Source organism: Streptomyces sp. WMMB 322 (assembly GCF_900090145.1).
Classification (GTDB): Bacteria; Actinomycetota; Actinomycetes; order Streptomycetales; family Streptomycetaceae; genus Streptomyces.
On sequence record NZ_FMHI01000005.1, the window covers coordinates 332360 to 344520 of the forward strand.

Genomic DNA, 12161 nt, shown 5'->3' on the forward strand with positions numbered 1-12161 from the left:
CGCCCCGGCCTTCCGCTCTCACCCGCGCCCGGCACGCCCACGCGCCGCCCGCACTCACCAAAGGTGCCCGTCGCCACGCGTTGTATACCGACTGCACGCAGCAGGCATGCCACCCCGGGCGACACCGGTGCACCGCCCGCGTGACCCGCCCGCCCCGCGCCCGTCATCCTCACAGACGAACGCCCCGGGGGAACGGTTTCGTACCCCCGGGGCGGTCCGTATCGCTGCTGTGAACAGCGCAGCCGACGCGGCGCGTCAGCGCTTGCTGTACTGCGTGCCCTTACGGGCCTTCTTCAGACCGGCCTTCTTGCGCTCGACGGCACGAGCGTCACGCGTGAGGAAGCCGGCCTTCTTGAGCGGGCCGCGGTTGTTGTCCGTGTCCGCCTCGTTCAGCGCACGGGCCACACCGAGGCGCAGCGCGCCCGCCTGGCCCGAGATGCCGCCGCCGTTGATGCGGGCGACGATGTCGTAGCGGTCGTCCAGCTCGAGCACCTTGAAGGGCTCGTTGACTTCCTGCTGGTGCACCTTGTTGGGGAAGTAGCCCTCGAGGGTGCGACCGTTGATCTTCCACTTGCCGCTGCCCGGGATGATGCGGACGCGGGCGACGGCGTTCTTGCGGCGCCCGGTGCCGGCGGCCGGCTGCGGGTCGCCGAAGCGGGACGCGAGCGACTCGGAGGTGAACTCCTCCGGCGCCTCGGGGGTCTCGGACGTGTACTCCTCGACGCCCTCTACGGGGGTCTCAGCAGTGGTCTCGGCCACGATTCTCCTCAACTTCTCTCTGTATCGGGTTGGTGGCCGGACTTACTGCGCGACCTGGCTGATCTCGAACGGCACGGGCTGCTGGGCGCCGTGCGGGTGCTGGTCACCCGCGTACACCTTCAGCTTCGAGAGCATCTGGCGGCCCAGGGTGTTCTTCGGGAGCATGCCCTTGACGGCCTTCTCCACGGCCTTCGCGGGGTCCTTCTCCAGAAGCTCGTCGTAGCGGACGGACCGCAGACCACCCGGGTAGCCGGAGTGGCGGTAGGCCATCTTCTGGGTCCGCTTGTTGCCGGACAGGTGCACCTTGTCGGCGTTGATGATGACGACGAAGTCACCGGTGTCGACGTGAGGCGCGTACACCGGCTTGTGCTTGCCCCGGAGAAGGGTGGCGGCCTGGGTGGCCAGACGGCCCAGGACAACGTCCTGCGCGTCGATGACGTGCCACTGGCGCTTTACATCGCCGGGCTTGGGGCTGTACGTACGCACTGTCGTAGCCTTCGCTTCTTCTAGTGGGGTCTCCCCAGGCCCGCCAGGGGCCAGGGGACGGGTCTCCGGGCCCGCAGGGCCAGAGGACGGGGTCTCCCCATGCCCCGGAGGGCCACGGGAAAGGTCCTGACAAGGCCCTGGCAGATCACGACAGCCTTGACCGCACTACGGTGACGCGAGCCGCTGGTGCTGATCGCTGGTCATCGGCCGATGGGCCGGGTGTAAGGCCCTCCCACGTGAGAATGAGCAAGCCAATACACACAACGAACCGGCAGCTTACCGGGGCGCACCCGTACGGGTCAAAGCGGGCCACGCACGCCATGTGACCGGCTCCGACTCACCGTCGCGAAACCCCACCGGCCTCCCCCGGCCCGGCGACGACCGCGCGTTCGGGGCGGCCGCTCGGCCGCGACCCACCGCGCGTCGGCACGCGCCCGGCGTGGGGCTGCTCGGCGTGGGCGCTCGCCCCGTTCGTCCTCACGGTCCCCCGCCTCTCCCGAGGAGCCCCTTTCGTTCCCCGAGGGCACCGCCCTTCCCCGAGAGCACCGCCCTTCCCTGGCGGCACCGTCCGCGCCCAGGGCCGGGCCCTGCAATCGGGACCGGGGCCCGGCCGCGGGGCGCCTCCGGGCCGGCCGAAGGTGGCTTGTGCGTACGGCAGTTGAGTGTCCCGGTCGTCGGAGTGCGCCACTGTGACGGCCAGTTGGGCTGCGTCCGCCCCCTGCGTCCGCCTTCTCTGCGTCCTCTGCGGCGGACCCGGGCGGGCGGGGACTATCACGGGACCGGGGCGGGCGGTTGCGGGTCGGAGCCGGCAAAAGCACGGGCCCGGCAAGATGCCGCCGGACGCCCGCAGTTCACGCCGGACCGGGTGCGGCGGCAGGCCTCGCCTTCCCGCCTCGCTCGGCCCCGTCGGGGCGACCCGAACGCCGTCCCCGGCCGGGGACGGGAGACCGGAGAGCAACCCCGCCCGCGGGGGAGGAAGTGCTCGGGAGGCGCCGCTCCAGGGCGGCCGACGGGCGCGTACTCGCGGTGGCGATCCCCCGCAACCAACCGAATATGATGCGCCCATGAGCTTTGGGCAGGGTGGACCCGGCGAGGGTCCCGGCGGTTCTTCCACTCCCGACTGGGGCGCGCTCGCCGAAGAGACGGAGCGGGAGCGCGCGCGCAAGCGCCGCTGGATGATTGCCGGTGCCGGCGCGCTCGCCACGGTCGTCGTGGCCGGCATCGTCGCCGTCGCGGTGGTCAACGAGGGGGGCAGCGGGGGCCGTGCTTCCGACAAGCCTTCGGAGACGCTCCCCACCCCCGAGGATCTGCCGTCGAGCACAGCGGGCCAGCCGGAACCGACGTTCAAGGACGAGCCGCCGCCACCGCCCCCGCCCCGCGACTTCGTCTCCGACGCCAAGACCGACAAGGCCCCGCTCAACGTCGGCACGCTCTTCCCCGCCAAGCGCGTCAGCATCAACGGCCGTCCGTACAAGCGCGCTTCGACGGATACGAGCAAGGGCTGCACCGACGCCGCCCACGCGGGGCTCGGAACGGTGCTCAGTGACAACGGCTGCAAGAGCCTCTTCCGGGCCACCTACACCCGCGGCGGGCTCGGCGTCACCGTCGGCATCGCGGTCTTCGACGACGCGAAGACGGCGGCCAAGGTGAAGAAGCAGTACAAGCCCAACCTCGTCGCGCTGAAGGGCGGCGGCGTCCCCGACTTCTGCCGCACCGTCACCTGCCGTACGACCGCCAACTCCTTCGGGCGGTATGCCTACTTCACGATCTCCGGCCGCACCAACGGCAAGCCCTCCACCGAGTCCGACACCCAGGCGGAGCAGGCGGGCCGCGACGGTTCCACGTACGCCTACGCCCGCATCCTCAAGCGCGGCAAGGAGCAGGCGGAGGCCTCCGTCGAGCAGTAGCCGGCGCGCCCAGGAAGTTCAACAGCAGCCGTGGGACCGGCAGTTCAGCAGCAGCCGGCAGTGGCCGCCGCACCTCCGCCGGGCAGCGAACGCCTGTTGCGCGCCGCGAGGTTGCGCGCCGCCAGCTCCCCGTCCGGCGGGTATCCGACCTCTTCCAGTGTCAGCCCGTGCGGCCGTACGACGTGGACCGCCGAGTCCCGTACCTGCCGGGCCAGCACATCCCCCGGCCACTGAGGGGGCCTGTGTCCGTCACCCACGAACAGCATCGCCCCCACCAGCGAGCGCACCATGTTGTGGCAGAAGGCGTCGGCCTTGACCGTCGCCTCCAGCACGCCGTCGTCGTGCCGCCGCCAGTGCAACTGCTGGAGCGTGCGGATGGTGGTCGCACCGTCGCGCCGCTTGCAGTACGCCGCGAAGTCGTGTTCGCCGAGCAGATGCCCGGCTGCGGCGTTCATCGCGTCGACGTCGAGCGGCCAGTTGTGCCAGAGCACGTGCGAGCGCAGCAGCGGGTCGACGCCGCCGGGATCGTCGCTCACACGGTACGAGTAGCGTCGCCAGATCGCCGAGAAGCGGGCGTTGAAATGCGGGGGCGCCGCGGCGACCCGCCACACGCGCACGTCCATCGGGAGCCGTCCGGCAAGGCGCCGCAGCAACTGTCCGCTGTGCTCGGCCCATACCTCTTCCGGCAGGTCGACGTGTGCGACCTGCCCCCGTGCGTGCACTCCTGCGTCCGTTCGCCCCGCGACGGTCAGGTCCACCGGCGTGGCCTTCTCCCGCTGACCGAGGCGCAGGACCACGTGGATCGCGTCCTCGATCTCCTGCTGCACGGTCCGCCGGCCCCGCTGCCGGGCCCAGCCGGAGAAGCCCTTGCCGTCGTAGCTCAGGTCGAGCCGCACCCTCACCATGCCGGGCTCCACCGCGTCCGTCACGAAGGTCCCGCTCTCCGCGTCCGTCACGAAGGTCCCGCTCTCCGCGTCCGTCACGTCCGTCACGCGGCCGATCCTCCAGTTCCTCTCCCTGTGAAGAACGAACAGGCCCGCTCCCCGAAGGGAACGGGCCCGCTCACGAGCTCCACGAGTGTCAGGCGTCCTTCGACTCCTCGGCCGCGGACTCGCCGCCCTCGGCCTCGGGTGCGGCATCGGCCTCGGCCGCTGCCTCCTCGGACTCCTTCTTCGCGGCGGCCTTCTCGGCAGGCGCCTTCTTGGCCGCTGCGTCCTTCGCCGTCCGCTTGGTCGCGGCCTCGGCCTCGCCGACAGCCTGCTGCTGCACGGTCAGGGCCTCCACCAGCTCGATCACGGCCATGGGCGCGTTGTCGCCCCGACGGTTACCGATCTTGGTGATGCGGGTGTAGCCACCCGGCCGGTTCTCGTAGCGGGGACCGATCTCGGTGAAGAGGGTGTGGACCACGCTCTTGTCCGTGACCGTGCGCATGACCTGGCGACGGTTGTGCAGGTCGCCCTTCTTGGCCTTGGTGATCAGACGCTCCGCGACGGGACGCAGCCGACGTGCCCGCGCCTCGGTGGTGGTGATGCGCCCGTACTCGAAAAGGTCCGTGGCGAGGTTCGCCAGCATCGCCTTCTGGTGCGCGGCGCTGCCGCCCATGCGGGCACCCTTGGTGGGCTTCGGCATCGTGCTTCTCCTTCTGTGTTCCTGCACCGGCCGTATCAGGTACCGGTGGCAGTTCCGGCCGTATCAGGTACCGGAATGGGTGTCCCCTCGGGCCCATCGGGACCGGCGGGACCGGCGGGACCGGCGGGGCCCGGCCGGGCGGATTCCCGGCCGGGGCAACGGGGCCGCGTGATGCGACCCCGTGGATCAGAACCGCTCGGCGAGGGTCAGTACTGCTCGGTCTCGACGAAGCCGGCGTCCGTGTCGTCCTCCGCGCCGAAGGCGTCGGCGGCGGCCGTCGGGTCGAATCCGGGCGGGCTGTCCTTCAGGGCGAGGCCCATTCCGGCGAGCTTCGCCTTCACCTCGTCGATCGACTTCGCGCCGAAGTTGCGGATGTCGAGCAGGTCCGCCTCGGAGCGCGCCACGAGTTCGCCCACGGAGTGGATGCCCTCGCGCTTCAGGCAGTTGTACGAACGGACGGTGAGCTCCAGCTCCTCGATCGGCAGCGCCAGATCGGCGGCGAGCGCGGCATCCGTCGGGGACGGACCCATGTCGATGCCCTCGGCGTCGACGTTCAGCTCGCGGGCCAGGCCGAAGAGCTCGACCAGGGTCTTGCCGGCCGAGGCCATGGCGTCGCGCGGCCGCATGGCCTGCTTGGTCTCGACGTCGACGATCAGCTTGTCGAAGTCGGTGCGCTGCTCGACACGGGTCGCCTCGACCTTGTACGTGACCTTGAGCACCGGCGAGTAGATGGAGTCGACCGGGATGCGCCCGATCTCCTGGCCCATCTGCTTGTTCTGCACGGCGGAGACGTAGCCGCGGCCGCGCTCGACGGTCAGCTCCATCTCCAGCTTGCCCTTGCCGTTGAGCGTGGCGAGGACCAGGTCGGGGTTGTGCACCTCGACACCGGCCGGCGGCGCGATGTCCGCGGCGGTGACCAGGCCGGGGCCCTGCTTGCGCAGGTACATCACGACCGGCTCGTCGTGCTCCGAGGAGACGACCAGGGACTTGATGTTGAGGATGAGGTCGGTGACGTCCTCCTTGACACCCGGCACGGTCGAGAACTCGTGCAGGACACCGTCGATCCGGATGCTGGTGACAGCGGCTCCGGGAATCGAGGAGAGGAGCGTGCGACGCAGGGAGTTGCCGAGGGTGTAGCCGAAGCCCGGCTCCAGCGGCTCGATCACGAACCGTGAGCGGAATTCGTCGACGACCTCTTCGGTCAGGGACGGGCGCTGAGCGATCAGCATGTGGTGATGCCTCCAGTCTTCGGCAACCGCTATTTGATGCCGTACTGACAGGGTACGGGCGGTACGGCACATCCGAGTGCCGTACCACCCACCCCGGTTGAACCGCTGTCCCGAGCAGAGCTCGCGATCAGCAGCCGGACCGGACCCGAATCACTTCGAGTACAGCTCGACGATCAGCTGCTCCTGCACCTGGGTGTCGATCACCTGGCGCTCGGGCAGCGAGTGGACGAGGATCCGCAGCTTCGACGGAATGGACTCCAGCCAGGCCGGAACCGTCTTCTCGCCGGCCTCCGCCGCCGCCACCTGGAAAGGCGTGAGGCTGCGGGAGGACTCGCGGACCTCGATGATGTCGCTCACGGACACGCGGGCCGACGGGATGTCGGTCTTGCGCCCGTTCACGGTGATGTGCCCGTGCCGGACCAGCTGACGGGCGTGGTCGCGGGACTTGGCGAAGCCCGCCCGGTAGACCACGTTGTCCAGACGGGTCTCGAGGATGCGCAGCAGGTTGTCGCCGGTCTTGCCCTGCAGGCGGTTGGCCTCGTTGTAGTACCCGCGGAACTGCTTCTCCAGGACGCCGTAGATACGCGCTGCCTTCTGCTTCTCGCGCTTCTGCAGCAGGTACTCGGAGTCCTTGGTGCGCCCGCGACCGTGCTCACCCGGGGGGTAAGGACGGATCTCGATCGGGCACTTCGCGCTCTCGCACTTAGCTCCCTTGAGGAAGAGCTTCTGCTTCTCCCGACGGCAACGCTTGCAGTCGGCCCCGGTGTAACGCGCCATGTCTCAGTTCTCCTGTTTCAGCTGGTCAGACTCGGCGGCGCTTCGGCGGGCGGCAGCCGTTGTGCGGGGTCGGGGTGACGTCCTGGATGGAGCCGACCTCGAGGCCCGTGGCCTGGAGGGAACGGATCGCGGTCTCACGGCCGGAGCCGGGGCCCTTGACGAAGACGTCGACCTTGCGCATGCCGTGCTCCTGGGCGCGGCGCGCCGCGTTCTCGGCGGCCATCTGCGCGGCGAACGGCGTGGACTTCCGGGAACCCTTGAAGCCGACGTGGCCGGCGGAGGCCCAGGAGATCACGTTGCCGGTCGGGTCGGTGATCGAAACGATGGTGTTGTTGAACGTGCTCTTGATGTGAGCGTGCCCGGCGGGGACGTTCTTCTTGTCCTTGCGGCGCACCTTCTTGGCGCCGGCCGTACGGCCCTTCGGAGGCATATGGATTTACTCCTGTGGAGGTCGTCGGTCCTGCAACACGGACCGCTTGCAGCGTGTCCGGTGCGGACTACTTCTTGCCCGGCTTCTTCTTGCCGGCGATCGCGCGACGCGGGCCCTTGCGGGTGCGGGCGTTGGTCTTGGTGCGCTGGCCGTGGACGGGCAGGCCGCGGCGGTGCCGCAGGCCCTCGTAGCAGCCGATCTCGACCTTGCGGCGGATGTCGGCCTGGATCTCACGGCGGAGGTCACCCTCGACCTGGAGATTGTTGTCCACGTATTCGCGGATCTTGACGAGGTCTTCCTCGCCCAGATCCCGCACCCGGGTGTCGGGGTTGATGCCGGTCTCACCAAGGGTCCGCTGGGCAAGGGTTCGACCGATGCCGAAGACGTAGGTGAGGGCGACCTCGACGCGCTTCTCGCGCGGGAGGTCGACGCCTGCGAGGCGTGCCATTACTTGGGCTCCTGATTGCTTTGCGGAGGTCTGCCGCAGCGCCGTCCCCTGTCGCTCGTGCCGTACGGCAGTGCCGTACACGCACCCGTGGACAAGGTCCCCGGCCTCCGACCGAGGGTGTCGTCCCCACCGGCATGAGACATCAGGCGGGGGGTCGGGCGTCTGCGTATGTACTTTTCACGTGCGTCGCGCGAAGAGTGCGATCTGTGCGAAGGCTCGTGGTCGGGTGTGCTTCAGCCCTGGCGCTGCTTGTGGCGCAGGTTGTCGCAGATGACCATGACCCGGCCGTGACGGCGGATCACCTTGCACTTGTCGCAGATCTTCTTGACGCTCGGCTTGACCTTCATGGATGAGGTTCTCCGGGTCAGGCCGCCGCCCACGGACGTGGGTCAACGGCTCGATCTGTGAGCTACTTGTAGCGGTAGACGATCCGCCCGCGGGTCAGGTCGTACGGAGAGAGCTCCACCACGACCCGGTCGTCGGGAAGGATACGGATGTAGTGCATCCGCATCTTGCCGCTGATGTGCGCGAGAACCTGGTGCCCGTTCTGAAGCTCCACCTTGAACATCGCATTCGGCAGAGATTCGACGACCGTGCCCTCGATCTCGATGGCCCCTTGTTTTTTGGCCATGCTCTAGCGCTTCACCTTCCGGGATCGGCTACCTGGGGTGATCCCGGGCATACCAATACCCCGGGACCGACGAGCCAGTCTACGATACGCGTCCCGCAAAGACGAATTCGGGTAGCCTCCCCGGCTCCGAAGATCGTTATGCGCCCGCCGGTGAAGTCGGCTCACACTCGCCGCCCGCAGCCATGGCAGCCGCCGGCCGCAGGGGCCCGAACACCAGGCCCGATCACCGGGCCCGCACCCGCGGCACGTCAGGCGAGCGGATCGGGTGCCGCAGTGATGCCCAGCTCGGCGAGCTTCGCCTTGCCGCCGTCCGGCGCGGTCAGCACGAGCGGGCCCTCTTCGGTCAGGGCCACGGAGTGCTCCCAGTGGCTGGACCAGCTGCCGTCGTTCGTCTTGACCGTCCAGTCGTCCGACAGCACGTGCGTCTTGGACGTGCCCAGAGTCACCATGGGCTCGATGGCCAGGCACAGCCCCGGCACCAGCTTCGGCCCGCGCCCGCGGCGCCGGTCGACATAGTTCAGCAGGTGGGGGTCCATGTGCATCTGGGAGCCGATGCCGTGCCCGCCGTAGTCCTCGACGATCCCGTACGAACCCGAGGCGGGCCGCGGCTGGCGCTTGATGCAGCCCTCGATCGACCGGGAGACGTCCACGAGCCGGTTGCCCTTGCGCACGGCGGCGATACCCGCCCACATGGACTCCTCGGTGACCCGGCTCAGCTCACGGAGCTCCGGCAAGTGGCCTTCGCCGACGAAGACGGTGAGCGCGGCGTCGCCGTGCCAGCCGTCGATGATCGCGCCGGCGTCGATGGAGAGAAGGTCGCCGTCCTTGAGGACGGTCTCCCTGTCGGGGATGCCGTGCACGACGATGTCGTTCACGGACGTGCAGATGTTGCCCGGGAAGCCGCCATAGCCAAGGAAGTTGGGCTTTGCTCCGTGATCGGCGAGGACCTTGGCTGCGACCTCGTCCAGGTCCTTCGTGCTGGCCCCCGGGACGGCGGCCTCACGGCAGGCCTTGTGCATCGCCGCCACGACAAGGCCCGCCTCGCGCATCTTCGCGATCTGCTCCGGGGTCTTGATCTCCACCATGCGGCGGTGCCTTCCTCGACGGGTGCTGAGGGAATGTGCTCACGGCCGGCGCACCGGCTCGGGGTCGTACGCGGGGAGACCCCCGCTTCAATCAGTGTGCCGTACAAGCCTGCGGCCGCGGACCCTTCCCGGGTACCGCGGCCGCGGACGAAGCCGGATACGGAACGCTCTCAGTCAGTCGGCGACCGAGTCCTTCGCAGCGTCGAGGGCCTGCATCGAACGCTCGGTGACCTCGCTCACCTCGCCCAGCGCCGAAATGGTGGTGACGAGGTCCTGACGCTTGTAGTGGTCGATGATCGGCTCGGTCTCGCTGTGGTACACCGCCAGCCGCTTGCGGACGGTCTCCTCGCGGTCGTCGTCACGCTGATACAGCTCGCCGCCGCACGCGTCGCACACGCCCTCCTGCTGCGGGGGGCTGTACTCCGCGTGGAAGACGTGGCTGCTGTCGTTGCGGCAGATGCGGCGGCCCGCGATCCGCTTGACGACTTCCTCCTCCGGGACCTCCAAGTCCAGCACGGCGTCGAGCCGTTGGCCCCGCTCCTCCAGGACCCCGTCCAACGCCTCCGCCTGAGCGATGTTCCGGGGGAAGCCGTCGAGCAGGAAGCCGTTCGCAGCGTCCGGCTCGTCCATCCTGTCCGTCGCCATGCCGATCGTGACCTCGTCGGGCACGAGCTGACCCGCCCGCATGTACTCCTGCGCCTGCTGCCCGAGCGGGGTGCCCTGGCTGATGTTCGCGCGGAAGATGTCGCCCGTGGAGATGTGCGGGATCGACAGGTTCTTGGACAGGAGCGCGGCCTGCGTTCCCTTGCCCGCGCCAGGCGGTCCGACGAGGACGATACGCATCAGCGGAGGAACCCTTCGTAATTGCGCTGCTGAAGCTGGCTCTCGATCTGCTTCACGGTCTCGAGCCCGACGCCCACGATGATCAGAATACTCGTCCCGCCGAACGGGAAGTTCTGCTGAGCACCGAACGCGATCAGCGCGACGGTCGGCACCAGAGCGATCAACCCGAGATACAGGGACCCCGGCCATGTGATGCGGTTCAGCACATAGCTCAGGTATTCCGCAGTGGGCCGACCTGCCCGGATGCCCGGGATGAAGCCACCATACTTCTTCATGTTGTCGGCGACTTCTTCGGGGTTGAAGGAGATCGCCACGTAGAAGAACGCGAAGAAGACGATCAGCACGAAGTAGGTGACGATGTAGATCGGGTGGTCACCCTTCACGAAGTGCGCCTGGATCCACTCCGCCCAGCCCGCCTGCGAACCGCTGAACTGAACGATGAGCGCGGGGATGTAGAGCAGCGAGGACGCGAAGATGACGGGAATCACACCGGCCTGATTGACCTTCAGCGGAATGTAGGTCGAAGTGCCGCCGTAGCTGCGGCGCCCGATCATCCGCTTCGCGTACTGCACGGGCACGCGACGCTGCGCCTGCTCGACCAGCACCACCAGGGCAACCATCGCGAGACCGCTGATGATCACCGCACCGAACTCGATCCAGCCGTCGGCGAGTTTGCCCTGCTTCTTGATGGCCCACAGCGCGCCGGGGAAACCGGCGGCGATCGAGATGAACATCAGGATCGACATGCCGTTGCCGATACCGCGGTCGGTGATGAGCTCGCCGAGCCACATGATGAACGCGGTGCCCGCCGTCATGCAGATGACCATCGTGACGGTGGTGAAGATCGACTGGTCCGGGATGATCTGGTCGCGGACCTGGCACTGGGGGAAGAGGGTGCCGCTGCGGGCGGTGGCCACGAGACCGGTTGCCTGGAGAATCGCGAGCGCGACCGTCAGATAACGCGTGTACTGCGTGATCTTGGCCTGCCCCGCCTGGCCCTCCTTCTTCAGCGCCTCGAGCCGCGGAATGACCACGACCAGCAGCTGAAGAATGATGCTCGCGGTGATGTACGGCATGATGCCGAGCGCGAAAATCGTCAGCTGCAGCAGTGCGCCACCGCTGAACATGTTCACCAGCCCGAAGAGACCCTGGCTCCCCTTGGCCTCGTTCATGCACTGGTTGACGTTCTCAAAGCTGACACCCGGCACCGGAATGTGCTGCCCCAAGCGGAAGAGCACCACGATGCCGAGCGTGAACAACAGCTTCTTTCGCAGGTCGGGCGTCTGGAACGCCCGGGCGAACGCGGTGAGCACGGTGCCTCCTGCGCCCCCCGCGTCGCGCGCGAGAGGTGATGGTCTTGGGGTCGACAAATACCAACAGTGCCCGCCACCTTACCGGCGACGGTGCCCGCCGTGGAACGACGGACCGGGGACGTCCCGTTGGGACGTCCCCGGCCAGTCAGTCAACGAACTCAGCCGAGCTCGGTGACGGTGCCGCCGGCAGCGGTGATCTTCTCCTTGGCGGAGCCGGAGACCTTGTTGACGGTCACCGTCAGAGCCACGGAGATCTCGCCGGTGCCGAGCACCTTGACGAGCTCGTTCTTGCGAACGGCGCCCTTGGCGACCAGGTCGGCCACCGTGACCTCGCCCCCCTTGGGGTACAGCTCGGCCAGCTTGTCCAGGTTCACGACCTGGAACTGCTTGTGGGCAGGGTTACGGAAACCCCTGAGCTTGGGCAGCCGCATGTGCAGCGGCATCTGCCCGCCCTCGAAGTTCTCCGGAACCTGGTAACGGGCCTTGGTGCCCTTGGTGCCGCGTCCGGCCGTCTTGCCCTTCGACGCCTCGCCGCGACCCACGCGGGTCTTGGCGGTCTTGGCGCCCGGGGCCGGCCGGAGGTTGTGGACCTTCAGCGGGTTGCTCTGCGAAGAGTCAGCCATG

At 68.4% G+C, this 12161-nt stretch carries 15 protein-coding genes; 1 reads left to right on the forward strand and 14 read right to left on the reverse strand.

Features of this window, described 5'->3' with window-relative positions; all coding sequences use genetic code 11:
* Positions 1–255: 255 nt before the first annotated feature.
* Positions 256–759 (reverse strand): 30S ribosomal protein S9, encoded by a 504-nt coding sequence (gene rpsI / locus H180DRAFT_RS11315; protein ID WP_055485881.1) that lies wholly within the window; start codon positions 757–759, stop codon positions 256–258.
* Positions 760–801: 42 nt separating this feature from the next.
* Complete coding sequence (rplM, locus tag H180DRAFT_RS11320; protein ID WP_055485882.1) at positions 802–1245, reverse strand: 50S ribosomal protein L13; 444 nt, start codon at positions 1243–1245, stop codon at positions 802–804.
* A gap of 1064 nt (positions 1246–2309) precedes the next feature.
* On the opposite strand from rplM, the gene H180DRAFT_RS11325 reads away from it, so the two are divergent.
* Positions 2310–3152, forward strand: a complete 843-nt coding sequence (locus H180DRAFT_RS11325; protein ID WP_254665977.1) for a hypothetical protein — start codon at positions 2310–2312, stop codon at positions 3150–3152.
* A 44-nt stretch (positions 3153–3196) separates the two neighbouring features.
* Here H180DRAFT_RS11325 and truA read toward each other — a convergent pair whose 3' ends face one another.
* From truA to rplO, 12 genes are all read right to left on the reverse strand, one after another.
* Positions 3197–4081, reverse strand: a complete 885-nt coding sequence (gene truA, locus H180DRAFT_RS11330) for a tRNA pseudouridine(38-40) synthase TruA (RefSeq protein WP_055485984.1) — start codon at positions 4079–4081, stop codon at positions 3197–3199.
* A 151-nt stretch (positions 4082–4232) separates the two neighbouring features.
* Positions 4233–4781 (reverse strand): 50S ribosomal protein L17, encoded by a 549-nt coding sequence (gene rplQ, locus H180DRAFT_RS11335; protein ID WP_055485884.1) that lies wholly within the window; start codon positions 4779–4781, stop codon positions 4233–4235.
* Between the two features lie 206 nt (positions 4782–4987).
* Positions 4988–6010, reverse strand: coding sequence for a DNA-directed RNA polymerase subunit alpha (locus tag H180DRAFT_RS11340; RefSeq protein WP_055485885.1), 1023 nt, complete (start codon positions 6008–6010; stop codon positions 4988–4990).
* Positions 6011–6160: 150 nt separating this feature from the next.
* Complete coding sequence (gene rpsD, locus H180DRAFT_RS11345) at positions 6161–6787, reverse strand: 30S ribosomal protein S4 (protein ID WP_055485886.1); 627 nt, start codon at positions 6785–6787, stop codon at positions 6161–6163.
* 25 nt (positions 6788–6812) lie between these two features.
* Complete coding sequence (rpsK, locus tag H180DRAFT_RS11350; protein WP_028433270.1) at positions 6813–7217, reverse strand: 30S ribosomal protein S11; 405 nt, start codon at positions 7215–7217, stop codon at positions 6813–6815.
* Positions 7218–7284: 67 nt separating this feature from the next.
* Positions 7285–7665, reverse strand: a complete 381-nt coding sequence (rpsM, locus tag H180DRAFT_RS11355; RefSeq protein ID WP_055485887.1) for a 30S ribosomal protein S13 — start codon at positions 7663–7665, stop codon at positions 7285–7287.
* A gap of 233 nt (positions 7666–7898) precedes the next feature.
* Complete coding sequence (gene rpmJ / locus H180DRAFT_RS11360; RefSeq protein ID WP_003956441.1) at positions 7899–8012, reverse strand: 50S ribosomal protein L36; 114 nt, start codon at positions 8010–8012, stop codon at positions 7899–7901.
* A gap of 62 nt (positions 8013–8074) precedes the next feature.
* A complete protein-coding gene (infA, locus tag H180DRAFT_RS11365; RefSeq protein ID WP_003948620.1) occupies positions 8075–8296 on the reverse strand; it encodes a translation initiation factor IF-1 in 222 nt (73 codons plus the stop codon).
* A gap of 248 nt (positions 8297–8544) precedes the next feature.
* On the reverse strand, positions 8545–9381 hold the full coding sequence (gene map / locus H180DRAFT_RS11370; protein ID WP_055485888.1) for a type I methionyl aminopeptidase: 837 nt from the start codon (positions 9379–9381) through the stop codon (positions 8545–8547).
* Between the two features lie 174 nt (positions 9382–9555).
* Positions 9556–10224, reverse strand: coding sequence for an adenylate kinase (locus H180DRAFT_RS11375; protein WP_055485889.1), 669 nt, complete (start codon positions 10222–10224; stop codon positions 9556–9558).
* Positions 10224–11537 carry a preprotein translocase subunit SecY gene (secY, locus tag H180DRAFT_RS11380; RefSeq protein WP_055485890.1) on the reverse strand — a complete coding sequence of 438 codons (1314 nt, stop codon included), beginning with the start codon at positions 11535–11537 and terminating at the stop codon, positions 10224–10226. Before secY ends, H180DRAFT_RS11375 begins: the two co-directional genes overlap by 1 nt.
* A gap of 158 nt (positions 11538–11695) precedes the next feature.
* A complete protein-coding gene (gene rplO / locus H180DRAFT_RS11385; RefSeq protein ID WP_055485891.1) occupies positions 11696–12160 on the reverse strand; it encodes a 50S ribosomal protein L15 in 465 nt (154 codons plus the stop codon).
* Position 12161 lies beyond the last annotated feature (1 nt).